This is a genomic window from Nocardia sp. NPDC004068 (assembly GCF_042874315.1).
GTDB lineage: Bacteria > Actinomycetota > Actinomycetes > Mycobacteriales > Mycobacteriaceae > Nocardia.
Genome location: NZ_JBIAMW010000021.1, coordinates 1 through 24,371 on the forward strand (window position 1 = coordinate 1; position 24,371 = coordinate 24,371).

General features: G+C 70.7%; 24 protein-coding genes. 19 read left to right on the forward strand and 5 right to left on the reverse strand.

Annotation, left to right across the window (positions count from 1 at the left end; genetic code table 11):
• Nucleotides 1-77 precede the first annotated feature (77 nt).
• A complete protein-coding gene (locus ACFYTQ_RS34620) occupies nt 78-242 on the reverse strand; it encodes a hypothetical protein (protein WP_387370020.1) in 165 nt (54 codons plus the stop codon).
• Nucleotides 243-343: 101 nt separating this feature from the next.
• Between ACFYTQ_RS34620 and ACFYTQ_RS34625 the strand changes: the two genes are divergently transcribed.
• The 3 genes from ACFYTQ_RS34625 to ACFYTQ_RS34635 all read left to right on the forward strand — a co-directional run bounded on the left by ACFYTQ_RS34625 (nt 344) and on the right by ACFYTQ_RS34635 (nt 3,315).
• Nucleotides 344-1,300: an aldo/keto reductase gene (locus tag ACFYTQ_RS34625; RefSeq protein ID WP_387370022.1), complete on the forward strand. Its 957-nt coding sequence runs from the start codon at nt 344-346 to the stop codon at nt 1,298-1,300.
• 87 nt (nt 1,301-1,387) lie between these two features.
• The gene (locus ACFYTQ_RS34630; protein ID WP_387370024.1) at nt 1,388-2,074 is read left to right on the forward strand and encodes a hypothetical protein; all 687 of its coding nucleotides are present in this window, start codon (nt 1,388-1,390) and stop codon (nt 2,072-2,074) included.
• A 479-nt stretch (nt 2,075-2,553) separates the two neighbouring features.
• A complete protein-coding gene (locus ACFYTQ_RS34635) occupies nt 2,554-3,315 on the forward strand; it encodes an ANTAR domain-containing protein (protein WP_387370026.1) in 762 nt (253 codons plus the stop codon).
• Nucleotides 3,316-3,513: 198 nt separating this feature from the next.
• On the opposite strand, the gene ACFYTQ_RS34640 is transcribed toward ACFYTQ_RS34635, so the two are convergent.
• Nucleotides 3,514-4,212: a GAF and ANTAR domain-containing protein gene (locus ACFYTQ_RS34640; RefSeq protein ID WP_387370028.1), complete on the reverse strand. Its 699-nt coding sequence runs from the start codon at nt 4,210-4,212 to the stop codon at nt 3,514-3,516.
• Nucleotides 4,213-4,429: 217 nt separating this feature from the next.
• Here ACFYTQ_RS34640 and ACFYTQ_RS34645 point away from each other — a divergent pair, with 217 nt between their 5' ends.
• Nucleotides 4,430-4,567 carry a hypothetical protein gene (locus tag ACFYTQ_RS34645; protein ID WP_387370031.1) on the forward strand — a complete coding sequence of 46 codons (138 nt, stop codon included), beginning with the start codon at nt 4,430-4,432 and terminating at the stop codon, nt 4,565-4,567.
• On the opposite strand, the gene ACFYTQ_RS34650 is transcribed toward ACFYTQ_RS34645, so the two are convergent.
• Entirely contained in the window at nt 4,568-4,996 is a 429-nt protein-coding gene (locus tag ACFYTQ_RS34650; RefSeq protein ID WP_387370034.1) for a CBS domain-containing protein, read from the reverse strand.
• 178 nt (nt 4,997-5,174) lie between these two features.
• Between ACFYTQ_RS34650 and ACFYTQ_RS34655 the strand changes: the two genes are divergently transcribed.
• The gene (locus ACFYTQ_RS34655; RefSeq protein WP_387370036.1) at nt 5,175-5,585 is read left to right on the forward strand and encodes a hypothetical protein; all 411 of its coding nucleotides are present in this window, start codon (nt 5,175-5,177) and stop codon (nt 5,583-5,585) included.
• Between the two features lie 5 nt (nt 5,586-5,590).
• Here ACFYTQ_RS34655 and ACFYTQ_RS34660 read toward each other — a convergent pair whose 3' ends face one another.
• Nucleotides 5,591-6,775, reverse strand: a complete 1,185-nt coding sequence (locus ACFYTQ_RS34660; protein ID WP_387370038.1) for an MFS transporter — start codon at nt 6,773-6,775, stop codon at nt 5,591-5,593.
• A 91-nt stretch (nt 6,776-6,866) separates the two neighbouring features.
• Here ACFYTQ_RS34660 and ACFYTQ_RS34665 point away from each other — a divergent pair, with 91 nt between their 5' ends.
• The 14 genes from ACFYTQ_RS34665 (at nt 6,867) to nuoN (ending at nt 23,451) form a co-directional block, all read left to right on the forward strand.
• On the forward strand, nt 6,867-7,760 hold the full coding sequence (locus ACFYTQ_RS34665) for a LysR family transcriptional regulator (RefSeq protein ID WP_387370040.1): 894 nt from the start codon (nt 6,867-6,869) through the stop codon (nt 7,758-7,760).
• 276 nt (nt 7,761-8,036) lie between these two features.
• Nucleotides 8,037-8,417 carry an NADH-quinone oxidoreductase subunit A gene (locus tag ACFYTQ_RS34670; protein ID WP_387370042.1) on the forward strand — a complete coding sequence of 127 codons (381 nt, stop codon included), beginning with the start codon at nt 8,037-8,039 and terminating at the stop codon, nt 8,415-8,417.
• Between the two features lie 19 nt (nt 8,418-8,436).
• Complete coding sequence (locus tag ACFYTQ_RS34675; RefSeq protein WP_387370044.1) at nt 8,437-8,991, forward strand: NuoB/complex I 20 kDa subunit family protein; 555 nt, start codon at nt 8,437-8,439, stop codon at nt 8,989-8,991.
• The gene (locus ACFYTQ_RS34680; protein WP_387370046.1) at nt 8,988-9,716 is read left to right on the forward strand and encodes an NADH-quinone oxidoreductase subunit C; all 729 of its coding nucleotides are present in this window, start codon (nt 8,988-8,990) and stop codon (nt 9,714-9,716) included. Before ACFYTQ_RS34675 ends, ACFYTQ_RS34680 begins: the two co-directional genes overlap by 4 nt.
• Nucleotides 9,716-11,020 carry an NADH dehydrogenase (quinone) subunit D gene (gene nuoD, locus ACFYTQ_RS34685; protein WP_387370048.1) on the forward strand — a complete coding sequence of 435 codons (1,305 nt, stop codon included), beginning with the start codon at nt 9,716-9,718 and terminating at the stop codon, nt 11,018-11,020. The genes ACFYTQ_RS34680 and nuoD overlap by 1 nt, the downstream gene beginning before the upstream one ends.
• Entirely contained in the window at nt 11,017-11,709 is a 693-nt protein-coding gene (gene nuoE, locus ACFYTQ_RS34690; RefSeq protein WP_387370050.1) for an NADH-quinone oxidoreductase subunit NuoE, read from the forward strand. Before nuoD ends, nuoE begins: the two co-directional genes overlap by 4 nt.
• On the forward strand, nt 11,706-13,010 hold the full coding sequence (nuoF, locus tag ACFYTQ_RS34695; protein WP_387370052.1) for an NADH-quinone oxidoreductase subunit NuoF: 1,305 nt from the start codon (nt 11,706-11,708) through the stop codon (nt 13,008-13,010). The genes nuoE and nuoF overlap by 4 nt, the downstream gene beginning before the upstream one ends.
• Nucleotides 13,010-15,439 (forward strand): NADH-quinone oxidoreductase subunit G, encoded by a 2,430-nt coding sequence (locus ACFYTQ_RS34700; RefSeq protein WP_387370054.1) that lies wholly within the window; start codon nt 13,010-13,012, stop codon nt 15,437-15,439. Before nuoF ends, ACFYTQ_RS34700 begins: the two co-directional genes overlap by 1 nt.
• The gene (nuoH, locus tag ACFYTQ_RS34705) at nt 15,432-17,207 is read left to right on the forward strand and encodes an NADH-quinone oxidoreductase subunit NuoH (protein WP_387370056.1); all 1,776 of its coding nucleotides are present in this window, start codon (nt 15,432-15,434) and stop codon (nt 17,205-17,207) included. Before ACFYTQ_RS34700 ends, nuoH begins: the two co-directional genes overlap by 8 nt.
• Complete coding sequence (locus tag ACFYTQ_RS34710) at nt 17,207-18,028, forward strand: NADH-quinone oxidoreductase subunit J (protein WP_387370058.1); 822 nt, start codon at nt 17,207-17,209, stop codon at nt 18,026-18,028. The genes nuoH and ACFYTQ_RS34710 overlap by 1 nt, the downstream gene beginning before the upstream one ends.
• A gap of 15 nt (nt 18,029-18,043) precedes the next feature.
• Nucleotides 18,044-18,343 (forward strand): NADH-quinone oxidoreductase subunit NuoK, encoded by a 300-nt coding sequence (gene nuoK / locus ACFYTQ_RS34715; protein ID WP_387370060.1) that lies wholly within the window; start codon nt 18,044-18,046, stop codon nt 18,341-18,343.
• 4 nt (nt 18,344-18,347) lie between these two features.
• Nucleotides 18,348-20,234 carry an NADH-quinone oxidoreductase subunit L gene (nuoL, locus tag ACFYTQ_RS34720; RefSeq protein WP_387370062.1) on the forward strand — a complete coding sequence of 629 codons (1,887 nt, stop codon included), beginning with the start codon at nt 18,348-18,350 and terminating at the stop codon, nt 20,232-20,234.
• Entirely contained in the window at nt 20,231-21,841 is a 1,611-nt protein-coding gene (locus tag ACFYTQ_RS34725) for an NADH-quinone oxidoreductase subunit M (protein ID WP_387370064.1), read from the forward strand. The genes nuoL and ACFYTQ_RS34725 overlap by 4 nt, the downstream gene beginning before the upstream one ends.
• Complete coding sequence (gene nuoN / locus ACFYTQ_RS34730) at nt 21,838-23,451, forward strand: NADH-quinone oxidoreductase subunit NuoN (RefSeq protein ID WP_387370066.1); 1,614 nt, start codon at nt 21,838-21,840, stop codon at nt 23,449-23,451. Before ACFYTQ_RS34725 ends, nuoN begins: the two co-directional genes overlap by 4 nt.
• Here the strand turns inward: nuoN and ACFYTQ_RS34735 are convergent.
• Entirely contained in the window at nt 23,441-24,256 is an 816-nt protein-coding gene (locus tag ACFYTQ_RS34735; RefSeq protein WP_387370068.1) for an alpha/beta fold hydrolase, read from the reverse strand. The two genes, nuoN and ACFYTQ_RS34735, sit on opposite strands and share 11 nt — an antisense overlap.
• Nucleotides 24,257-24,371 lie beyond the last annotated feature (115 nt).

Below are 24,371 nucleotides of genomic sequence, written 5' to 3' on the forward strand. Positions count from 1 at the left end.
AGCGTCACGTCACTGTAGCTAGTGCGTTTGACCTGCGGTTTCGGCACGGTGACCACTCCCTCTCGCTAAGGGGCCACTTATCCAAGGCTAGCCCCCGCGAGCACCGCGACCTCCTCACGCCGCAACCCCGCGACCCGACGCCGCGGCCCCATGGGCAGCCCGACCTGCACCGGGCTGAGCCGGGCCCGCCGACTGGCAAGGAAATGCCGGATGTCGTCGCGGTTGCCGGGCTGCTGGTCCATGACCTCCACGCTAGCCGCCGGTCGCCACCCGAGGGGGGTCGAGACGATACCCCGATGAACGCGACCTTCTCCCGCGGCGGCGCGCGCGGTCTGCTGGAGACATGACATCTGACGTATTCGGCACCATCGCGCCGGTGGCGCTCGGCACCTGGGCCTGGGGAGACAGCGGCGCGCCGGGCGACGGCTACTTCGGCAGCCCGCTGACCCCCTCCGGCCTGCGCGAGGTCGTCGAGAAGGCACACGCCCACGGATTCACCCTGTGGGACACCGCGGCGGTGTACGGCATGGGCCACTCCGAGACGGCCCTCGCGCAGGCCCTGAAAGGCCACTCCCGCAACGAGTTCCAACTGTCGACGAAGTTCACCCCACAGATCGCGGGCAACGGCGACGATCCGGTCGCGACCATGCTCGACCAGAGCCTCGACCGCCTCGACACCGACTATGTCGACCTGTACTGGATCCACAACCCCGCCGACGTGGCCCGCTGGACACCGGCGCTGATCCCGCTCCTGCGCAGCGGCAAGATCCGACACGTCGGCGTCTCCAACCACAACCTCGAACAGATCACCCTCGCCGACCGCATCCTCGGCACGGCCGGCTACCGCGTCGAGGCCGTCCAGAACCACTACAGCCTGCTCTACCGCAACTCCGAACACGCGGGCATCCTCGCCCACTGCCGCACCCACGACATCCCGTTCCTCTCCTACATGGTCCTCGAACAAGGCGCCCTCACCGGCACCTACACCCCCACCCACCCGCTCCCACCCGGCAGCGCCCGCGCCACCGTCTACAACCCCGTCCTCCCCCAACTCCAAACCCTCACCGACCGCATGACAGCCCTCGCCGCCCCCCACGGCGCCTCCGCCGCCGACATCGCCACCGCCTGGGCCCTCACCAAGGGCACCACCCCCCTCATCGGCGTCACAAAGCCCGCCCACATCGACGGCCTCCGCCGCGCCCGCGACATCGAACTCACCGCCGAGGAAATCACCGAACTCGAGTCCCTCGCCGACGCCACCCACATCGACACCCGCGGTAGCTGGGAGCAGGTTATGTAGCATCCGGCCCGATCCCGGTGCGACGCACAGGGTTTCCCTCGCACGCCCTGTGCGTCGTCAAGTCACGCCGACCGAGGAGGAATGCGGTTGTCCGACGCCGATGCGCGGTTCGATTTTCTGCTCTCTCGGGCGATTCCGTTCGTGCTCGCTCCGATCGGTTCCGGCGGCGGTCCCCGGCTTCGCGGGGTGGTGCGCGGCGGGGCCGGGCGCGCACGGATTGTGTTGTGCGACAGCGCGGATATGCGGCCCGGGGTCGCGGTCGAGTATGACCTGGGCTCTCAACTCGACGTTCCCAGTGCCCTCGATCATGCCCGTTTCGTCGTCGCGCCCGTACTCGACCGCGTGGCGGCGGACCACTCGAACCAGCCCCGAGACAGCCACGGCGACATCGTCATTGCCGCCGCCGACCTCGGATTCGACACCACGATCGTGACCGATCCGGGGGACCAACGCCTTTTCGGTCTGTTCAGCCTGCTCACCGGCGGCGGCATACCCTGGTTCGCCGACGACTTCGCCTTCGCCGGATTCCTCCACCGCGACGCCGACACCTGCCGCATCTACATCAAGGTCACCCGCAGCGCCCGCACCTACGGCATCGATCTGGACGTCACCGCGGGCCCGGGCCGACAAACCGGATACGCCTATCTCACACAGGAATTGGCGCCCCTGGCCCGCACCGGCGACCTCGACGACCGACCCGTCCTCGACGACACCGACGACTACTGCGACGCCGTCATCGACATCACGGCATGGCTCGGCCCCGCCCGGCGATGACCCACCGGCACGCGCACGTTGGATGGGCGGATTGTTCACACGGTGGGGCGGCTGGGCGGGGGTGAGGTTCGGGGGTCGAGGCACATCCCGGGCCCCACCCGGGCAGCGGTGTCGTGTACCGCGGGGGTGGCGATCGAACAATCCGCCCGCATGGAATTGTGCACCCGGGGCCCGGGGGTACTGGGCGGTTTCGCTGTTACGAAGCGGTGAAAAGAGCATATCGTCGTGTTTCGGCGCGATCATGAATCGGGTTCGGCGAGAACCGTTTCCAACCGCGCCAACGCCGCTCGCCCTCACCCATCCCGGTTCGCCCTCGTCCGTGCCGACACCTCGCCCGACATCGCGCTGAGCCGAACCCCTCGATGGTATGACCGCCGGACCGTCCCCGAAACACCCGACCGGCGTGGCTGTTTCAACTTTGTTGCGGTGTCAACGGCCGTCGACAACAGTGGCGCACAGATGCCAGCATGGAATCCCGTATGCGCGTGACTCCCTTCGTCCCGCCCGGAGGCGCTATGCGGCCCGACGACGAGCACCCCCTGCTGACGGCGCTGATCGCCGGGCTAGAGGTGCTCGCCCACGACTTCGACGTCGTCGACCTGGCCCAGCACCTGGTCGACGCCTGCCCGCCGCTCACCGGCGGCGCCGACGCCGGCCTGTTCCTCGCCGACCACCGCCGCGACCTGCAACTGATGGCGTCCACCAGCGAGGAACCCGACCTGCTGGAGCTGTTGCAGGTCGAGGCGCTCGACGGCCCCGGCCGGCACACCTTCCGCACCGGGGCGCCCACCGTGGTCGCCGACCTCGCCCGCACCAACCACCGCTGGCCCGAATTCTGCCAGCGCGCAATGGATTTCGGCTACCGCGCGGCGTGCGCGCTGCCGCTGCGGGCGCGCGGCGGCAGCGTCGGCGCCCTCACCATCCTCACCGCCACCCCCGGCGGCCCCGACCCCGCCGCCCTGCGCGCCGGACAGGCCCTCGCCGATCTCGCGGGCCTGGGCATCACCGCCCGGGTCGCGCTGCCGCGCCTGGACGACCTGACCGCCCACCTGCCCGCCGTGCTGCGCACCCGCATCGTCATCGAACAGGCCAAAGGCGTTCTCGCCGAACGCGGCGGCCTCGACATGGCCGAGGCGTTCCGCCGCCTGCGCGCCCACGCCCACCGCACCGGCCGCCGCCTCGCCGAGGTCGCCGCCGCCGTCGTCGACGGCACCGAGGACACCGACCCCTTCCTCGACTGAGCCGCGGCGCGGAATCGGCCGGGCCGCCCAGTGAGTCGCAGCGCGGAATCGGCCGGGCCGTTCGATGAGCCGCGACGCGGAATCGGCCGGGCCGCCCCGGTGAGCCGCGACGCGAAATTGGCCGTGCCGCACGATGATCACCGCGCGCGCCCTCGCCCTGGCATCGCATGCGACATCGCAGCGCGTGCCGGATCGCACTCACTCCCCGTCGAACCGCACCCGCCGCGCCACCACCGCGTGCGCGACCTCGGCCAGCGACATCCCGTGCCCGAAGGCGTAGGCGCGCAGCCGCGCGTAGGCGTCGGGGACCGTCACGTTCGATTGCGCCACAACCATTCCCGCGGCCTGATGGATGGCTCGGCTGGCCATGGGTTGTTCGAGCCAGTCGTCGTCGAGGTCGGTGCCGAAGCGGCGGGAGCGGGCCAGCACCAGCTGCGCGGTGATGAGATCGGCGATGTGCAGGCCCGCCGACAGGGCGGCCTCGTCGAGCGGACCGGGCTCGTCGCGGTAGAGGTCCAAGGCCCCGAAACGCAACGCCCCCAACCGAAGCGGCACCGCGACCATCGCCCCCGACACGCGCGTCCCCGCGAGGGCGTCGGCGAATCCGGGCCAGCGGTCCCCGGGCCCGGCCAGATCCCGAACCGGCACCGGCACTCCCGTGGCGACGGCGTCCACGGCCGGACCCTCCCCGACGGTGGCCTGCACGGCCTCGACGCCCGCGGCCACGGCGTCGCTGCTGCACCACGGTTGCACGCCCGCGTGCTGTTCATCGATCACGATCGCGGCGCGCTGCACCGGCAGCACGCGCACACTGGCACGGCACGCGCCCGCGACACCACCCCCGCCGGCCCGCAGGGCCGCCAGGAATCGCTCGGTCAGCTGCTCGAACCCTGTCACGCCGTATCCCCGCCCACCTGTGCCGACCACGCCCCGGTGAGCCCGACCACAGCGCCCTCGGGTCCGTGAGATCGGCCATCCCGCCCGCGTGCCGCGCCCGCGCGAGGAGCGTCGAAACCCGCTGCGGGAGAACGTCTCAGCGCTGACCACCTTGCCATATCCCGACCCCGCACGCGACCGGGATACGGGTTGCCGCGCCCGCGTACCCCGGCCTACCGTGGCGGGCGAGCACTACCGTCGTGAGGAGTTCCGCCCCATGTTCGATCTCGGCTCGGCCGTCCTGAATCTGGCCAACGTCGTCACCTCGATCGCCGCCAACATCACCTACCTGCTGCACGCCTGGGGCCTGGCGTAATTACCCCTGCAGGTACTGCACGAGGTGTTCGCGCTCGTCCTCGAGTTCGGAGATCGCGCTCTTCACCACGTCCCCGATGCTGACGATGCCGACCATGCGGCCCGCGTCGAGGACGGGCAGGTGCCGGATACGGTGGTCGGTCATGGTGGCGCGGAGGCTTTCCACCCGGTCGTCGGGGGCGCAGGTGTGCACCACCGCGGTCATGATGTCGGCCACCGGATGATCCAGCAGCGCCGCGCCCACCGCGTGCAGTCGGCGCACGATGTCGCGTTCGGACACGATGCCATCGATGCCGATTCCGTTCGCCGACACCACGACCGCGCCGACATTGTGTTCGGCCAGTACCTGAAGTAGCTCCCGCACGCTCGCGTCGGGCGCGATCGTCACCACGTCGGCGCCCTTCCTGCGCAGAATCTCCGAGATCCGCATATCTGCCGCCCTACCGTCGTTGCCCTCTGTGTCGTTCAGGATCTCGCGTTTTCGCCCCGGTGACCAGCAACGATTCCAGCAGGAACGATCAACCCGCCGGTGAAGTCCCCGCGCCGACGCGCCGCGGAGTACCGCAACCTGACCAACCTTCCCCCCCTGCGGACGTAGCATTCGAACCGTGGCCGATGCGATCCGTCCCGCGACGCTGCGGGTTCTCGTGTACTCAAGCGATGCCGACACCCGCGCCCAGGTGATGCTGGCCCTGGGCCGACACCCCCACCCCGACCTGCCCGCGTTCGACTACCTCGAGGTCGCCACCGCGCCCGTCGTCATCGCGCACCTCGACGCGGGCGAGGTGGACCTGGCCATCCTCGACGGCGAAGCGGCTCCCACCGGCGGTCTCGGCCTGGCCAAACAGCTCAAGGACGAGATCCCCGCCTGCCCGCCGCTGGTCGTGCTCACCGCCCGCGCCGACGACGCCTGGCTCGCCAACTGGTCCCGCGCCGACGCCGCCACCTCCCACCCCATCGACCCCTTCCACCTCACCGAGGCCGTCACCGGCGCCCTGCGCGGCCGCCCCGCGGCCTAGCCCGGTCACCGAGTGGCGGCGGGCCGAGCGCCCACCGCCGCCACCACGCCCGCCGCGACCACCAGCCCCACGCACGACCACAGCCCCGCGCGGATCCCGAACCCGTCGACGACACCGCCACCGACCAACGCGCCCAACGCGATCGAGCCGTTGAACACCGCGACCAGGATCGCCGAGGCCGCCTCGCGGGCGTCGGGCGCGGCGGCCACGGTCCAGTTCTGCGAGGTCACCGACACACCGCCGTAGGCGACGCCCCACACCACGAGCAGCGTGGTCGCCACGGGCAGCGTGTGGGTGAGCGCGAGCGCGGCCACCGCGGCGGGCAGGGTGAGGGTGATCAGCAGCACCGCCCGGCGCGGGGCGCGCGCGGCGAGCGCGCCGAGGGTGAATGTGCCTGCGACACCGGCGATTCCGTAACCGAGCAGCACCGTGCCGATCGTGGGCGCGGTGGCGGCGGTGGCCTGTTCGAGGAACGGCCGGATATAGGTGTAGGCGGCGAAATGCCCGGTCACCAGCAGCACCACCACGATCATGCCGGTGCGCAGCGACGGCCGGGCCAGCAGCGCGGGCAACGCCCGCGGCGACGCGGCGCGCGCGGCGGGCAGTGACGGCACGACCAGCGTCACGGCCGCCGCGACCCCCAGCGCCAGCAGCGCCGCCGCCCCGAACGCCCACCGCCACCCGACCGTCGACCCCAGATACGTTCCCGCGGGCACCCCGAGCACCGAGGCCACCGCGACCCCGCTGAAGATCACCGACGTCGCCCGCCCCACCGACCCCGCCCCGACCAGCCGCGCCCCGAGACTGCCCGACACCGCCCACACCCCACCCATGCCCACCCCGATCAGCACCCGCCCCGCCACCAGCGTCCCGAATCCCGGCGCCACCGCCGACAGCAGATTCCCCACCGCCACCACCCCCAGCATCACGCACAACACCACCCGCCGATCCACCCGCCCCCACACCACCGGCACCAGCGGCGCGGTCATGGCCAGCACCCCGGTGATCGTCAACGCCGACCCCGCCCGCCCGTCGGAGATCCCCAACCCCGCACCGACCGGAGTCAGCAACCCCACCGGCAGCATCTCCGAGGTCACCGCCGTGAACGTCCCCGCCGCCACCACCGCCACCGCCGGCCAGCCACCCGAAACACCCTGCCGCGCAACCGAATCAACGCACACATCCGTCATACCCCCAGCCAACCCGCGACCACCGGCGGGAACAACGGCGAAGTCCTCATCCTTCTATGAGCGGGACTCATCGACCGAGGAAGGAGCCGCGATGGAGCTGCGCGAACTGGAGGCGTTCCTCGCCGTGGCCGAGGAACTGCACTTCGGCCGGGCCGCCGCACGGCTGCGCCTGTCGCAGAGCCGGATCTCGCAACTGCTTCGCGCCCTCGAAGGCCGCATCGGCGCCCGCCTGGTCGACCGCACCAGCCGCCGCGTGCGCCTGACCCCGCTCGGCGAGCAGCTCTACCCCGACCTCGACACCGCCTACCGCGACCTGCGCGCCGCCGTCGACGCCGCCCGCGCCACCGCCCGCGGCCGCCACGGGGTGCTGCGCATCGGGTTCCAGGGCAGCGCCGACGAACGAATCATGGCCGCCGTCAGCGCCTTTCGCGACCACCACCCCGAGGTCACCGTGGAACTCGTCGAAATCCCCTACGCCGACCCGTTCGGCCCGGTGCGCCGCCAGGAGACCGACGCCGCGCTGGTACTGCTGCCGGTCGCCGAACCCGATCTCGCGCTCGGGCAGATCCTGCCGCCCCGCCCGCAGGTCCTCGTCGTCGCCGCCGACCACCCCTTCGCCGCCCGCCCCGCCCTGCACGCCAACGAGCTCACCGCCTGCCCGCTCATCGCGACCGCCGCTCCCGCACCGGACTATTGGCGCCTGGCCCAAGCCCCCACCCACACCCCGGCCGGGGATCCTATTCCCGCGGGTCCGCGCGTGCGCACCACCCAGGAGGCGATCGCCGCGGTCGCCGCCGGGCGCGGCGCACTCCTGTTGTGCCGCACCACCGCCGACTACCATCGCCGCCCCGACGTGGCGTTCGTGCCGGTGCGCGGGGTGCCCGAGTCCCGGCTCGGGCTGGTGTGGGCGCGCGATCACGAGAGTCATCGGGTGCTGGACTTCGCCGCGGTGCTCGGCCGCGTTCCCGACGCCGCCGTCATGTGACGAATCGGGGCGATTGCGTCGATTCGGTCATAAATCGCAGTACGGAAATCGATCAAACACCCCCCGCATTCCCGCGGTATTCAGAAGGAACGGTTGTAGGCTGTGCCCTAGCTCACACGAGCGCGGGCGTCGACATCACGTCTGGCCGCAGACTCTCCCCTTCGTCCGTGCCGCGTGCCGAGCGGGCCCAGGGGCGAGACTGGCCCGGCCGACGACGATGTCAGCCCCGCCTCGGCAGCTGCCGTCCGCGTCAGGTCTCGAGGAGGGGTTGCAGTTGTGAACACCGAGGTGCCGACCCTCGTCCTGGGCGCGATCGCGGCGGCGTTCGCGCTGGTCTCGCTGGCGCTCGCGGCCTTCATCGGCCCCAAACGCTACAACCGGGCCAAACTCGAAGCCTACGAATGCGGTATCGAACCCACCCCGCACGCGGTGGGCGGCGGCCCGGGAAACGCTGCCGGACAACGGTTTCCGGTCAAGTACTACCTGACCGCGATGCTGTTCATCATCTTCGACATCGAGATCGTGTTCCTCTACCCGTGGGCGATCCACTTCGATGCGCTGGGTGTGTTCGGGCTGGCCGCGATGGCGCTGTTCATCTTCAACGTCTCGGTGGCCTACGCGTACGAGTGGCGGCGCGGCGGCCTGAGCTGGGACTGAGCCGAGGGAAGAAACGACAATGGGTCTCGAGGAGAAGTTGCCCAGCGGATTCCTGCTGAGCACGGTCGAACAGTTCGCGGGCTATCTGCGCAAGGGCTCGCTGTGGCCCGCCACCTTCGGGCTGGCGTGCTGCGCGATCGAGATGATGGCCACCGGCGCGGGCCGATTCGACCTCGCCCGGTTCGGGATGGAGGCGTTCCGTGCCTCGCCCCGCCAGGCGGATCTGATGATCGTCGCGGGCCGGGTCAGCCAGAAGATGGCGCCGGTGCTGCGGCAGGTCTACGACCAGATGACCGAACCGAAATGGGTGCTCGCCATGGGCGTGTGCGCGTCCTCGGGCGGGATGTTCAACAACTACGCCATCGTCCAAGGCGTGGATCACGTTGTGCCCGTGGACATCTACCTGCCCGGCTGTCCGCCGCGCCCGGAGATGCTGCTGCACGCGATCCTGAAACTGCACGAGAAGATCCAGCAGATGCCCCTCGGCGTGGACCGCGAGGAGGCGGTGCGCGCCGCCGAGGCCGCCGCGCTCGCGGTCACCCCGACCGTGCGGATGACGGGACTGCTGCGATGAGCGAGGACCGCGAACCCACCGACCAGGACGAGGCCACCCGCGCCGAACAGGACGAGCGCGCCGCGCCCGGCGACGAGGTGATCGGCGTGCGGCGCGGCATGTTCGGCGTCACCGGCACCGGCGACACCTCCGGCTACGGCCGCCTCGTGCGCACCGTCGCCCTGCCCGGCGGCACCGCACCCCCCTACGGCGGCTACTTCGACGACCTCGTCGACCGGCTGCGAGAGGCGTTGCCCGACAACGGTTTCGACGCCGCGGTGGAGAAGATCGTGGTGTTCCGCGGCGAACTCACCCTGCACATCCGCCGCGCCCACCTCCCGGCCGTCGCGCGCGTCATGCGCGACGACGCCGCGTTGCGGTTCGAGCTGTGCCTGGGCGTGAGTGGCGTGCACTACCCCGACGAGACCGGCCGCGAACTGCACGCCGTCTACCACCTCACCTCGATCACCCACGGGCGGCGGCTGCGCCTGGAAGTGGCCGCCCCCGACGACGATCCGCACATCCCGTCGCTGTACGCGGTGTATCCGACCACCGACTGGCACGAACGCGAGACCTACGACTTCTTCGGGATCCTGTTCGACGGCCACCCGTCGCTGACCCGCATCACCATGCCCGACGACTGGCGCGGGCATCCGCAGCGCAAGGACTACCCGCTCGGCGGCATCCCCGTCGAATACAAGGGCGCGCGCATCCCGCCGCCCGACCAGCGGAGGGCATACAGCTGATGACCGACACACAGACGCCCCCGACCACGGTCACCGTCGTCGGGCAGGACTGGGCCGACGTGCAGCAGGCCCTGAGCGGCGCGGCCGAGGAACGCATCGTCGTCAACATGGGCCCGCAGCATCCCTCCACGCACGGGGTGCTGCGGCTGATCCTCGAGATCGAGGGCGAGACCGTCACCGAAGCCCGCTGCGGCATCGGCTATCTGCACACCGGCATCGAGAAGAACCTCGAGTTCCGCAACTGGGTGCAAGGGGTCACCTTCGTCACCCGCATGGACTACCTCTCCCCGTTCTTCAACGAAACCGCCTACTGCCTGGGCGTGGAGAAACTGCTCGACATCACCGACGACATCCCCGAACGCGCCACGGTGATCCGGGTGCTGTTGATGGAACTCAACCGCATCTCCTCGCATCTGGTGGCCCTCGCGACCGGCGGCATGGAACTGGGCGCGCTCACCCCGATGCTGTTCGGGTTCCGCGAACGCGAACTGGTCCTCGACATCTTCGAACTGATCACCGGGCTGCGGATGAACCACGCCTACATCCGCCCCGGCGGCCTCGCCCAGGACCTGCCCGACGACGGCGTCACCAAGATCCGAGACCTGTTGGCGCTCATGCCGTCCCGGCTGCGGGACATGGAACTGCTGCTCAACGAGAACCCGATCTGGAAGGCCCGCACCCGCGGCATCGGCTACCTCGACCTGGCGGGCTGCATGGCCCTGGGCATCACCGGCCCCATCCTGCGCGCCACCGGGCTGCCGCACGATCTGCGCACCGCCCAACCCTACTGCGGCTACGACACCTACGACTTCGACGTCGTCACCGACACCGGCTGCGACGCCTACGGCCGCTACCTCATCCGGGTCAAGGAGATGCGCGAATCGCTGAAGATCGTCGAACAGTGCCTGGACCGGCTGCGTCCCGGCCCGATCATGGTGTCGGACAAGAAGATCGCCTGGCCCGCCGACCTGAAACTCGGCCCCGACGGGCTGGGCAACTCCCCCGAACACATCGGCCGCATCATGGGCACCTCCATGGAGGCGCTGATCCACCACTTCAAACTCGTCACCGAGGGGATGCGGGTGCCCGCGGGACAGGTGTACTCGGCGGTGGAGTCCCCGCGCGGCGAGCTCGGGGTGCACATGGTCTCCGACGGCGGCACCCGCCCCTACCGGGTGCACTACCGCGACCCGTCGTTCACGAATCTGCAAGCGGTGGCGGCGATGTGCGAGGGCGGCATGGTCGCCGACGTCATCGCCGCGGTCGCGAGCATCGACCCGGTGATGGGTGGTGTGGATCGATGACCGAGATCCTGCTGAAACTGTCCGCGCGCCCGATCCCCTACCCGCAGGACGTGCGCGACCGCCTCCAGCTCGAGGCCAAGGAGATCATCGAACGCTACCCGCACCCGCGCTCGGCGCTGCTGCCGCTGCTGCACCTGGTGCAGAGCGTCGAAGGCTACGTCTCGGGCACCGGAATCGGTTTCTGCGCCGAACAATTGGGCCTCACCGACGCCGAGGTCGCCGCCGTGGCCACCTTCTACTCCATGTACCGGCGCACCCCCACCGGCGACTACCACGTCGGGGTGTGCACCAACACCCTGTGCGCGATCCTCGGCGGCGACCGCATCCTCACCGACCTCACCGAGCATCTGGGCATCGGTCCCGGGGAGACCACCCCCGACGGCACCGTCACCCTCGAGCACCTCGAATGCAACGCCGCCTGCGACTACGCCCCCGTCGTCATGGTCAACTGGGAGTTCTTCGACAACCAGACCCCCGAATCCGCTCGCGCCCTGGTGGATTCGCTGCGCCGCGGCGAACAGGTCACCGGCACCCGCAGCGGCGCCCCCGTGTGCACCTTCCGCGACACCGCCCGCATCCTCGCCGGATTCCCCGACGAACGCCCCGACGCCACCGAGGGCGAACCCGGCGCGGCGACCCTCGCCGGGCTGCGCGCCGCGCGCGACACGAACGAGGAAGGCGCGCAATGACTCTCGCCCCCGTACTCACCCGCTCCTGGGACCGGCCCCGCTCCTGGACCCTGGACACCTACCGCGCCCACGACGGCTACCAGGGCCTGGAACGAGCCCTGCGGATGCCGCCCGACGAGGTGATCGCGACGGTCAAGGACGCCGGGCTGCGCGGGCGCGGCGGGGCCGGATTCCCCACCGGCATGAAATGGGGCTTCATCCCCCAGGACGACGACAAACCGCACTACCTGGTCGTCAACGCCGACGAATCCGAGCCGGGCACCTGCAAGGACATCCCGCTCATGCTCGCCACCCCGCACGCGCTGATCGAGGGAATCGTCGTCGCCGCCTACGCGATTCGCGCCGCGCACGCGTTCGTCTACGTGCGCGGGGAGGTGCTGCCGGTGCTGCGGCGGTTGCAGAGCGCGGTCGCCGAGGCCTACGCGGCCGGATACCTCGGCCACGACATCCTCGGCTCCGGCTTCGACCTCGACCTCATCGTGCACGCCGGGGCCGGCGCCTACATCTGCGGTGAGGAGACCGCGCTGCTCGACTCCCTCGAGGGCCGCCGCGGCCAACCCCGGCTGCGGCCCCCGTTCCCCGCGGTCGCCGGGCTCTACGCGTGCCCGACCGTGGTCAACAATGTCGAATCCATCGCCAGCGTCCCGCCGATCCTCGCGCGCGGGGTGGAGTGGTTCCGGTCGATGGGCAGCGAGAAATCCCCCGGCTTCACCCTGTACTCGCTGTCGGGCCACGTCACCCGGCCCGGCCAGTACGAGGCCCCGCTGGGAATCACGTTGCGGGAGTTGCTCGACCACGCGGGCGGGGTGCGCCGCGGCCACACGCTGAAGTTCTGGACCCCCGGCGGCTCGTCGACCCCGCTGCTGACCGCCGAGCACCTCGACGTCCCCCTCGACTACGAGAACGTGATCGCCGCCGGATCCATGTTGGGCACCAAGGCATTACAGATCTTCGACGACACCACCTGCGTGGTGCGCGCGGTGCTGCGCTGGACCGAGTTCTACGCCCACGAGTCCTGCGGCAAATGCACCCCCTGCCGCGAGGGCACCTACTGGCTGGTGCAACTGCTCGAGCGCCTCGAATCCGGCGCGGGCACCGACACCGATCTGACGACGCTGCTCGACATCGCCGACACCATCAACGGCAAATCGTTCTGCGCGCTCGGCGACGGCGCGGCCAGCCCGATCGTGTCCTCGCTGAAGTACTTCCGCGACGAATACCTCGAGCATCTGCGCCACGGCGGATGCCCCTTCGATCCCGCCCGGTCCACCGCCTGGGCCGATGTTGCAGAGGGTGTGTGATGACCAGGACCGTGAGCAGCAACCCCAACGACGTCGTCCCGGCCGACCTGGTCAGCCTCACCATCGACGGCGCCACCGTCAGCGTCCCCGCCGGGACGCTGCTCATCCGCGCCGCCGAACTCGTCGGCATCCAGATCCCCCGCTTCTGCGACCACCCCCTGCTCGACCCCGTCGGCGCCTGCCGTCAATGCCTGGTCGAGGTCGAGGGTCAACGCAAACCGGTGGCCTCGTGCACGATGGCCGTCGCCGAGGGCATGATCGTGCGCACCCAGCTGTCCTCCCCCGCCGCGGCCAAGGCGCAGGAGGGGGTGATGGAGCTGCTGCTGATCAACCATCCCCTCGACTGCCCGGTGTGCGACAAGGGCGGGGAATGCCCGTTGCAGAACCAGGCCCTGTCCAACGGCCGCGCCGAATCCCGCTTCGAGGGCGTCAAACGCACCTACCCCAAACCGATTCCGCTCTCCCCCGCGGTGCTGCTGGACCGGGAACGCTGCGTGCTGTGCGCGCGCTGCACCCGCTTCTCCCAGCAGATCGCCGGGGACCCGTTCATCGAGTTGATGGAACGCGGCGCGCTCGAACAGGTCGGCATCGCCGACGGTGAACCGCTGCAATCGTATTTCTCCGGCAACACCGTGCAGATCTGCCCCGTCGGCGCGCTCACCGGCACCGCCTACCGGTTCCGCGCCCGCCCCTTCGATCTCGTCTCCAGCCCCGCCGTGTGCGAACACTGCGCCTCGGGCTGCGCCCAGCGCACCGACCACCGCCGCGGAAAGGTGTTGCGCCGCTTGGCCGGTGACGACCCGCAGGTCAACGAGGAATGGAACTGCGACAAGGGCCGCTGGGCGTTTGCCTACGCCAGCGAACCCGACCGGCTCACCACCCCGCTCGTGCGCGACGACACCGGTGAACTGGTTCCCGCGTCCTGGCCCGAAGCCCTCGCCCGCGCCGCCCGGGGTTTGGCCGCCGCGCGCGGCAACGCGGGCGTGCTCGTCGGCGGCCGGGTCACCGTCGAAGACGCCTACGCCTACACCAAATTCGCGCGCCTCGCGCTGGGCACCGACGACATCGACTTCCGCGCCCGCCCCCACTCCCGCGAGGAGGCCGACTTCCTCGCCGCCCGCGTCGCCGGGCGCGGCACCGTCGTCGACTACGCCGCCCTCACCGCCGCCCCGGTGGTGCTGCTGGCCGGATTCGCGCCCGAGGAGGAATCCCCGATCGTCTATTTGCGCCTGCGCAAGGCCGCCCGCACCCGCGGCCTGCCGGTGTATTCGATTGCGCCCTACGGGGATCGGGGCCTGGAACGCATGTCCGGGCGGCTGCTGGCCGCCGCGCCCGGCGAGGAGGCCCGCGTCCTGGACGAGCTGCTCACCGCCGATCCCGTGCTCGCCGGGCGGCTGCGCGAACCCGGCGCGGTCATCCTGGTCGGCGAACGCCTCGCCACCGCGCCGGGCGCGCTGTCGGCGGCGGCGCGCCTGGCCGACGCCACCGGCGCCGCGCTGGCGTGGGTGCCGCGCCGCGCCGGGGAACGCGGCGCGCTCGAGGCCGGAGCGCTGCCGGGCCTGCTGCCCGGCGGCCGCCCCCTGACCGATTCCCGGGCGCGCCAACAGGTTCGCGACCTGTGGCACGCCGACCTGCCCACCGCACCGGGCCGCGACACCGCCCACATCCTCGCCGCCGCCCCCACCCTCGGCGCGCTGGTGATCGGCGGCGTGGAGGCCACCGACCTGCCCGACCCCGACGCGGCGCTCGCCGCCGTGGACGCCGCCCCGTTCGTGGTCAGCCTGGAGCTGCGGCGCGGCGAGATCAGCGACCGCGCCGACGTCGTGTTCCCCGTCGCCTCCGCCATGGAGAAGGCGGGCACCTTCCTCGACTGGGAAGGCCGCGAACGCCCCTTCGAGGCCGCGCTGGGCGACGCCACCGTGCGCCGCGAGGCCGCGCCGCTGCCGGACCTGCGGGTGCTGCACGCCCTCGCCGACGAGATGGGCGTCCCCCTCGGCCTGCCCGACATCGCCTCGGCCCGAACCGAATTGGCACGGCTGGGCGCCTGGGACGGACCACCCGCCACCGCACCGACCGTTCCGGTCCCCGACCCCGTGCACCCCACTCCCGGCACGGCCGTGCTCGCGGGCTGGCGGATGCTGCTCGACCGCGGCCGCGGCCAGGACGGCGCACCCGACCTCGCCGCCACCGCGCGCCCGCCCGTGCTGCGGCTCTCGCGCGACACCGCCGCCGAAATCGGCGCCAGCACAGGCGATCCCGTGCGGGTCAGCACCGACCACGGACACCTCGTGCTGCCGCTGGCGGTCACCGTCATGCCCGACCGGGTGGTGTGGCTGCCCCTCAATTCCCCCGGCTCGGTGGTCTCGCGCCAACTCGGCGCCACCCCCGGCCAGCTCGTGCGGATCCGACGGGAGGACCACCGTGAGTGACCTGAGCGCCTTCGGCCACGACCCCTGGTGGCTGGTCGTCCTGAAATCGGTGCTGGTGTTCGTGTACCTGCTGCTCATCCCGCTGCTCGCGGTGCTCATCGAACGCAAGGTCGTGGCGTGGATGCAGATGCGCATCGGCCCCAACCGCACCGGACCGCGCGGCTACCTCCAGTCCATCGCCGACGGGGTGAAGATGCTCCTCAAGGAGGACATCGTCCCCGCCATGGTCGACAAACCCATTTACATTCTGGCACCGGTCATTTCGCTGATCCCCGCGGTCATGGCGTTCGCGGTGATCCCGCTCGGCCCGCAGGTGTCCTGGTTCGGCACCCACTCCCCGGTGCAGCTGACCGATATGCCGGTCGGGGTGCTCTACATCCTCGCCATGGCCTCGGTCGGGGTGTACGGCATCGTGCTCGCCGGGTGGGCGTCGGGTTCGACCTATCCGCTGCTGGGCGGGTTGCGCTCCACCGCGCAGGTCATCTCCTACGAGATCGCGATGGCCGCCTGTTTCGCGGCGGTGTTCCTGCTGACGGGCACCATGTCCACCTCCGGCATCGTCGAACACCAGTGGGGCACCTGGAACGTGTGGCTGCTGCTGCCGTCGTTCACCATCTACGCGGTGTCGATGGTCGGCGAAACCAACCGCGCCCCCTTCGATCTGCCCGAGGCCGAGGGCGAACTCGTCGGCGGCTTCCACACCGAATACTCCTCGCTGAAGTTCGCCATGTTCATGATGGCCGAGTACATCAACATGGGCACGGTGTCGGCGCTGGCGACCACGCTGTTCTTCGGTGGCTGGCACGCCCCGTTCCCGCTCAACCTGTGGGACGGCGCGAACTCCGGCTGGTGGCCGGTGCTGTGGTTCACCGCCAAGGTGTGGATCTTCCTGTTCGTGTTCATCTGGCTGCGCGGCACCCTGCCCCGGCTGCGCTACGACCAGTTCATGAACCTCGGCTGGAAACTGCTCATCCCCGTGTCGCTGCTGTGGGTGATGGTCGTCGCGTCGCTGAAGGTGTTGCAGAACAACGGCATCCACGTCCAGACCGTCGGCCTGGTCGGCGGCGGCATCGTGGTGTCGCTGCTGCTCATCGGCGTCGCCCTGCGCGCCGGGCTGCGCCGGACCGAACCCGAGGCGCCCGCACCGGCCGAGCCGAGCGCCTACGCGGGATTCCCGGTGCCGCCCATGCCCTCTCGGCCCGCCACCGAGAGCCCCCGGCCGGGCCCGCTGGAACCGCTGGCCGGGTTCTGGGTCACCTTCGCCACCATGTTCAAGAAGAAGAACACCGAACAGTATCCCGAGGAGAAGGTGCCCACCGCGCCGCGCTATCACGGCCGCCACCAACTCAATCGGCACCCCGACGGCCTCGAGAAATGCATCGGCTGCGAACTGTGCGCGTGGGCGTGCCCCGCCGACGCCATCTACGTCGAGGGCGCCGACAACACCGACGCCGAACGCTTCTCCCCCGGCGAACGCTACGGCCGCGTCTACCAGATCAACTACCTGCGCTGCATCGGCTGCGGCCTGTGCATCGAGGCGTGCCCCACCCGCGCGCTCACCATGACCAACGACTACGAGATGGCCGACGACAACCGGGGACGGCTGATCTTCGAGAAGGACGACCTGCTGGCGCCCCTGCGCGCGGGAATGCTCGCACCCCCGCACCCGATGCCGCCCGGCGCCACCGACGAGGACTACTACCTCGGCAAGATCACCGGCGAGCGGACCGACGAACCGGCCACCGTCGGCGCGGAAGGCGGCGCGTGATGACTACCGTTCTGGCGGAGACGGTTACCCGCACCTCCACCGGCGAGGCGGTGCTGTTCTGGGTGCTCGCCGTCATCGCCGTCGCCGGCGCGCTGGGCATGGTGTGCGCGCGCAAGGCCGTGCACTCCGCGCTGTGCCTGGCCGCGACCATGATCGCGCTGTCGGTGTGCTACATCGCGCAGAAGGCGGTGTTCCTCGGCGTCGTGCAGATCGTCGTCTACACCGGCGCGGTGATGATGCTGTTCCTGTTCGTGCTCATGCTCGTCGGCGTCGACTCCTCCGAATCGCTGCGCGAAACCCTGCGCGGACACCGGATCGCGGTGATCGTGGTCGGGCTCGGGTTCGGGATCCTGCTCACCGGGGCCATCGCGCGCGGCATGCGCGACCGTTCCCCTGGTGGCCCCGAGCCTGCCGAGGGGCCCGGATTCGGGGCCGATCCCATTGCGGCGCTGGCGGATCTGATCTTCGTACGCTACGTGTGGGCGTTCGAACTCACCGGCGCGCTGCTGATCACCGCCACCCTCGGCGCGATGGTGCTGGCCCACCGCGAACGGTTCGGGCCCCGCACCGACCAGAAGGAGCGCTCGCGCCAACGCGTCCGCGACGGACACCAGATCACCCCGCTGCCCGCGCCCGGCGTGTACGCCCGCCACAACGCCGTCGACGCCCCCGCCCGGCTGCCCGACGGGTCGTTCGCCGAACTGTCGGTCAGCACCATCCTGCGCCACCGCCGCCACCGCGCCAACACCGAAGCCGCCGCGCTCGGCGTCGGCGACGACGAGGGCGGCGCCACCCCGACATCCGGCGCGAGCCGGAGCTGAGAGAAAGGCTCTGCGGTGAATCCGGACAACTACCTGTACCTGTCCGCGCTGCTGTTCACCATCGGCGCGGCCGGAGTCCTGGTGCGGCGCAACGCGATCGTGGTGTTCATGTGCGTCGAGCTCATGCTCAACGCGGTGAACCTCGCCTTCGTCACCTTCGCCCGCGAACACGCCGACCTCGACGGCCAGGTGTTCGCGTTCTTCACCATGGTCGTGGCCGCCGCCGAGGTCGTCGTCGGCCTCGCCATCATCATGACCATCTTCCGCGCCCGCCGCTCGACCTCGGTCGACGACGCCAACCTGCTGAAGTACTGACGTGATGACCGCACAGACGCTCGTTCTGCTGCCCGCGCTGCCGCTGGCCGGGGCCGCGATCCTGCTGCTCGCGGGCCGCCGCACCGACCGGTGGGGGCACTGGCTGGGCTGCGCGACGGCGCTGGCGTCGTTCGCGCTCGCGGTGTGGGCGTTCGCCGAGATGCTCGGCCGCGCGAACGACGCACGCGCGCTGCGGCATTCGTTCTTCGCCTGGGTGCCCGTCGCCGGACTGCACGCCGACTTCGCGCTGAGCCTGGATCAGCTGTCGATGTGTTTCGTGCTGCTCATCACCGGCGTCGGGTCGCTCATCCACCTCTACTCGGTCGGCTACATGAGCCACGACCCGGGACGGCGGCGGTTCTTCGCCTACCTCAACCTGTTTTTGGCCGCCATGCTCGTGCTGGTGCTCGCCGACAACTTCCTGGTGCTGTACCTGGGCTGGGAGGGCGTGGGCCTGGCATCGTATCTGCTGATCGGGTTCTGGTACGAAAAGCCCTCCGCCGCAACGGCGGCCAAGAAGGCGTTCGTGGTCAACCGGGTCGGCGACATGGGGTTGGCGATCGCGCTGTTCGTCATGTTCGCCACCTTCGGCTCGGTCGACTACGGGCAGGTGTTCGCCGGGGCGCCGCACGCCTCGCAGGCCACCCTCACCGCCATCGGATTGCTGCTGCTGTTGGGGGCGTGCGGGAAATCGGCGCAGGTGCCGTTGCAGTCCTGGCTCGGCGACGCCATGGAGGGCCCCACCCCCGTGTCCGCGCTCATCCACGCCGCCACCATGGTCACCGCCGGGGTGTACCTCATCGCGCGCGCCCACCCGATCTTCGACCTCGCGCCCGCCGCGCGAGCCGGGGTGCTCATCGTCGGCGCGGTGACCCTGCTGTTCGGCGCGATCATCGGCTGCGCCAAGGACGACATCAAGAAGGCGCTCGCCGCCTCCACCATGAGCCAGATCGGGTACATGGTCCTCGCCGCGGGTCTCGGTCCCGCCGGGTACGCGGTGGCGATCATGCATCTGCTCACCCACGGCTTCTTCAAGGCCGGGCTGTTCCTCGGCGCGGGCTCGGTCATGCACGCCATGAACGACGAGACCGACATGCGCCGCTACGGCGGGCTGCGCGCGGTCCTGCCGATCACCTTCGCCACCTTCGGCCTGGGCTACCTCGCCATCATCGGCGTGCCGCCGTTCGCGGGATTCTTCTCCAAGGACCGCATCATCGAGGCCGCGTTCGGGCACGGCGGCGCAACGGGATTCACCCTGGGCGCGGCCGCGCTGCTCGGCGCGGGCATCACCGCCTTCTACATGACCCGCGTCATGCTGCTGACCTTCTTCGGCGACCGACGCTGGCCTGAGGACGCCCACCCGCACGAGGCCCCCGCGATCATGACCGGCCCGATGATCCTGCTCGCGATCGGCTCGGTGTTCTCCGGCCTGATCTTCTGGTTCGGCGACTCCCTGCAACACTGGCTGGCCCCCGTCGTCGGCGAGGAACACCAGACCGAGAGCGGTTCCTCCGCCGCCCTGGTCTCGATCGCCGCCCTCGCCGTGGTCGCCGTCGGCGTCGCGATCGCGGTGCGCCAGTACCGCTCTCCGGTCCCCACCACCGCCCCCGCCGACGTCACCGCCCTCACCGTCGCCGCCCGCCGCGACCTCTACGGCGACACCGTCAACGAGGCCGCCTTCATGCGCCCCGGCGCCCACCTGACCCGCGCCCTGGTCTTCGTCGACACCCGCGGCATCGACGGCCTGGTCAACACCACCGCCGCCGTCATCGGCGGCCTCTCGGCCCGAATCCGCAGAGTCCAAACCGGATTCGTCCGCTCCTACGCCCTGTCCATGTTCACCGGCGCGGCCCTGGTGGTCGCCGCCCTGCTCGCGGTGAGGCTGCTGTGAACGAATTCCCTTGGCTCACAACGCTGTGGGTGCTTCCGCTCGCCGGGGCCGTCGCGGTCATGGTCGTGCCCGCCGCCCAGCGTCTGCTCGCCCGCGCGCTCGGGTTGGCCGTCGCCATGGCCACGCTCGTGGTCGGGGTCGTGGTGGCGGTGCGGTTCGAACCCGGTGGGGGGCGGTATCAGTTCGTCGAATCCCATGAGTGGATACCGGCTTTCGGGGCCGGGTACACCCTCGGGGTCGACGGGATCGCGCTGGTGTTGGTGCTGCTGACCGCCGGGTTGGTGCCGTTGCTGATCCTGGCGGGATGGCGCGACGAACGCGAGGTGGGGGCCGGGCCTCGGGTCGCGCACATCTACGTGGCGCTGACACTGGTGGTCGAGGCGATGGTGCTCATCTCCTTCGTCTCCCTCGACATCCTGCTGTTCTACGTGTTCTTCGAGGTCATGCTCATCCCGATGTACTTCCTCATCGGCGGATTCGGGCCCCGCACCGACGATCTCGCGCACCGGCAGCAACGGTCTCGGGCCGCGGTGAAGTTCTTGCTGTACAACCTGTTCGGCGGGCTGATCATGCTCGCCGCGGTCATCGGACTGTATGTGCTCACCGCGCGGGAGAACATCGGCGGCGATCACGGCACCTTCGACTTCCGCGCCGTCGTACAGGCCGCCAACTCCGGCCAATTGGGCGCGGCCCCAGCGGTATTGAACGCGCTGTTCCTCGGATTCATGTTCGCCTTCGCGGTGAAGGCGCCGCTGTGGCCGCTGCACACCTGGCTGCCCGACGCCGCGGTGTCGGCGACCCCGGCCAGCGCGGTGCTGATGATGGCCGTGGTCGACAAGGTCGGCACCTTCGGGATGCTGCGCTACTGCCTGCTGCTGTTCCCGTCCGCGTCGAGCACCTACGCGCCGCTGATCAGCGTGCTCGCCGTCATCGGCATCCTCTACGGCGCGCTGCTGGCGATCGGGCAGACCGACGTGATGCGGCTGATCGCCTACACCTCCATCTCGCACTTCGGGTTCATCATCCTCGGCATCTTCGCCATGACCAACCAGGGCGGCGCCGGAGCCACCCTGTACATGGTCAACCACGGCATCTCCACCGCCGCGCTGTTCCTCATCGCCGGATTCCTGGTCTCGCGCAGGGGAACTCGCGTCATCGCCGAATTCGGCGGCGTGCAGAAGGTCGCCCCCATCCTGGCGGGCACCTTCCTCATCGCCGGACTGGCCACCCTGTCGCTGCCCGGCCTCGCGCCGTTCGTCAGCGAATTCCTCGTCCTGGTCGGCACCTTCACCCGCTACCCGGTCGCCGCGATCGCCGCCACCGGCGCGCTCGTGCTCGCCGCGATCTACGTGCTGTGGCTGTACCAGCGGATGATGACCGGCCCGGTCACCTCCGGCAACGAACGGCTGCGCGATCTGGTGCCGCGCGAGCTGGTGGTGGTCGTGCCGCTGCTGGCGGCGCTGCTGTTCCTGGGCGCCTACCCCAAACCCGTTCTGGACCTGATCAATCCGGCCGTCGCGGGCACGCTGACCACCATCGGTAAGAACGATCCCGGGCCCACGGTGCAGCCGGAGGCCGCCACGCCCAGCGGAGGTGCGCACAAATGAGTCAGCTGCTCGCCGCGACCGTTCCGGCCCCCTCGATCGAATACGGTCTGCTCTCCCCGATGCTGGTGGTGTTCGCCGCCGCCGTCGCCGGGGTGCTCGTCGAGGCGTTCGCCCCCCGCTCCTGGCGCTACCCGCTGCACCTGCTGCTCGGATTCGGCGGCTGCGCGGGCGCGTTGGCGGCGGTGATCGCCCTGTCGGGCACCCACGCCACCGCCGTCGTCGACGCGGTCGCCGTCGACGGGGTCACCCTGTTCCTGCAAGGGACCATCCTGGTGACCGCGATCCTCGGGCTGGCGTTGATCGCCGAACGCGGCGTCGAATCCCGGGTGCGCCGAGAGGGTCCCGGCACCTGGAGCCGCGCGGCCGCCGTCGCCGCGGGCGCGGTGCCGGTCGACGCGTTCACCCCGCAGGCCGCCGCCATGCCCGGCAGCCCCGACGAACAGGCCGCCGCCCGCGCCGGGATCACCACCACCGAGGTGTTCCCGCTGGCGCTGTTCGCGCTCGGCGGGCTGCTGCTGTTCCCCGCGTCCAACGACCTGCTGACGATGTTCGTGGCCCTGGAAGTACTGTCGCTGCCGCTGTATCTGCTGTGCGGGCTGGCGCGGCGGCAGCGGCTGCTGTCGCAGGAGTCGGCGCTGAAGTACTTCCTGCTGGGCGCGTTCTCCTCGGCGTTCTTCCTCTACGGCACGGCCCTGCTCTACGGCTACGCCGGAACCGTCCGCTTCGCCGGGATCGCCGACGCGATCGGCCGCGACGGCGACTCCAAAACCCTTGCGGTGCTGGGTGTCGCGATGCTGGCGGTGGGGCTGCTGTTCAAGGTCGGCGCGGTGCCGTTCCAGTCCTGGGTGCCCGACGTGTACCAGGGCGCGCCGACGCCGGTGACCGCGTTCATGGCCGCGGGCACCAAGATCGCGGCAGTCGGTGCGTTGCTGCGGCTGGTGCAGGTCGCGGTGCCGGGGCTGCGCGAGGACTGGCGGCCCCTCCTCGCCGCGATCGCGATCGCCACCATGGCCGTCGGCGCGATCATGGCCGTCACCCAGACCGACGTCAAACGCATGCTCGCGTATTCGTCGGTCGCGCACGCCGGATTCATGCTCACCGGCGTCGCCGCCGCCAACAGCGACGGGGTGTCGGCGGTGCTGTTCTACCTCGCCGCCTACGGCATCGGCACAGTGGGCGCGTTCGCGGTGGTCACCCTCGTGCGCGACGCCGCCGGGGAGGAGGCGACCGCGCTGGCCGCGTGGGCCGGGCTCGGCCGCCGATCGCCGTGGCTGGCAACGGTTTTCGCGCTGTTCCTGCTGTCGTTCGCGGGGATCCCGCTCACCAGCGGATTCGTCAGCAAGTTCGCGGTGTTCACCGCCGCCGGGGCGGGCGGGTACACCGCGCTGGTGATCGTCGGCGTGATCGCCAGCGCGGTCGCGGCGTTCTTCTACATCCGCGTCATCGTGCTCATGTTCTTCACCGACCCGCCCGCCGACGTCGCCCGCGTCGTGGAACCGCCCCTGACGAGCGCGGTGGTCGCGGTGAGCGCCGCGGCGACGCTCGTGCTCGGCGTCGTGCCCCAGCCGCTGCTGGATCTGGCCGACAAGGCGGCCACGTTCACCCGATGACCTCCCGCAGCCGGTCGGCGAATTTCGGTGCGTCCTCGGTGAATCCACCGTGCCCGCCGGGGAACAGCACCGGTTCCAGCCCGAGTTCGGCGGCCAGCGCGCGGGAGGCCCGGTCGCAGAACAGGCCCGCCGAGGTCTCCCCGATCCCGATGACCAGCTTGTCCGACACCGCCCGCAACGCGGCGAGATCCGGCGTCCAGCCCGCGGTGCCCTCGAGTTCGTGCAGATAGAAGTAACGGTCGTTGGCCAACTCCTCCGGGGTGGGCTCGCCCCCGAACCATTCCTGGAACACCGGCTCGGGAATGCGCATATCGGCGAAGTCGAAGAACTTGCGGATCGCGCCGATCCGGTCGCCCGCCTCGAACAGCGCCCGGATCTGCGCGCGCACCCCGCGCTGGCGCGCCCGATCGTCGAGCAGCTCGGCCAGCGGCGGCTCGTGCGCGACCACCAGCCGCACCAGCTCCGGATTCGCTTGCAGCAGCGCCAGACTCGTGATCGCGCCGCCGGAGGAACCCAACACCACCGCGGGCCCGGCGTCCACGTGCCGCAGCAGCCGGGCCAGGTCGGCGGCGCGCAACTCCGGCGTCGAGTCCTGCTCCGGATCGTCGAGCACACTGCCGAAGTGCCCGCGCGGATCAGTGGTCAACACGGTGTGATCGGCGGCCAGCGCCTCGGCGACGGGCGCGAACGGCGCGGCGTGCATGGGCGAGCCGACCAGCGCCACCAGCGGCCCGCTGCCGCGCAACTCGTAGTAGAGGCGGCCGTCGGGGACGGCGAGGGTGGCGGCGGCGACGGATACGGTCATGAGTCCTCCCGGGGGCACGATGGGTCCTACCCTCATGAGACACCCTGGGTCCGACAGATTCATCGGTCCGGCCGCGGATCCGCCCCTCCATCACCGCGAGAGGCCCGCCCGAACC

Coding starts and splice junctions, on each gene's coding strand:
- nuoD (WP_387370048.1), top strand. CDS start 9,716: ATGACCGACACACAGACGCCCCCGACCACGGTCACCGTCGTCGGGCAG.
- ACFYTQ_RS34620 (WP_387370020.1), bottom strand. CDS start 242: ATGGACCAGCAGCCCGGCAACCGCGACGACATCCGGCATTTCCTTGCC.
- ACFYTQ_RS34660 (WP_387370038.1), bottom strand. CDS start 6,775: ATGACGGATGTGTGCGTTGATTCGGTTGCGCGGCAGGGTGTTTCGGGT.
- ACFYTQ_RS34710 (WP_387370058.1), top strand. CDS start 17,207: ATGACTACCGTTCTGGCGGAGACGGTTACCCGCACCTCCACCGGCGAG.
- ACFYTQ_RS34635 (WP_387370026.1), top strand. CDS start 2,554: ATGCGCGTGACTCCCTTCGTCCCGCCCGGAGGCGCTATGCGGCCCGAC.
- nuoF (WP_387370052.1), top strand. CDS start 11,706: ATGACTCTCGCCCCCGTACTCACCCGCTCCTGGGACCGGCCCCGCTCC.
- ACFYTQ_RS34735 (WP_387370068.1), bottom strand. CDS start 24,256: ATGACCGTATCCGTCGCCGCCGCCACCCTCGCCGTCCCCGACGGCCGC.
- ACFYTQ_RS34700 (WP_387370054.1), top strand. CDS start 13,010: ATGACCAGGACCGTGAGCAGCAACCCCAACGACGTCGTCCCGGCCGAC.
- ACFYTQ_RS34650 (WP_387370034.1), bottom strand. CDS start 4,996: ATGCGGATCTCGGAGATTCTGCGCAGGAAGGGCGCCGACGTGGTGACG.
- ACFYTQ_RS34675 (WP_387370044.1), top strand. CDS start 8,437: ATGGGTCTCGAGGAGAAGTTGCCCAGCGGATTCCTGCTGAGCACGGTC.
- nuoN (WP_387370066.1), top strand. CDS start 21,838: ATGAGTCAGCTGCTCGCCGCGACCGTTCCGGCCCCCTCGATCGAATAC.
- ACFYTQ_RS34680 (WP_387370046.1), top strand. CDS start 8,988: ATGAGCGAGGACCGCGAACCCACCGACCAGGACGAGGCCACCCGCGCC.
- nuoE (WP_387370050.1), top strand. CDS start 11,017: ATGACCGAGATCCTGCTGAAACTGTCCGCGCGCCCGATCCCCTACCCG.
- nuoL (WP_387370062.1), top strand. CDS start 18,348: ATGACCGCACAGACGCTCGTTCTGCTGCCCGCGCTGCCGCTGGCCGGG.
- ACFYTQ_RS34665 (WP_387370040.1), top strand. CDS start 6,867: ATGGAGCTGCGCGAACTGGAGGCGTTCCTCGCCGTGGCCGAGGAACTG.
- ACFYTQ_RS34625 (WP_387370022.1), top strand. CDS start 344: ATGACATCTGACGTATTCGGCACCATCGCGCCGGTGGCGCTCGGCACC.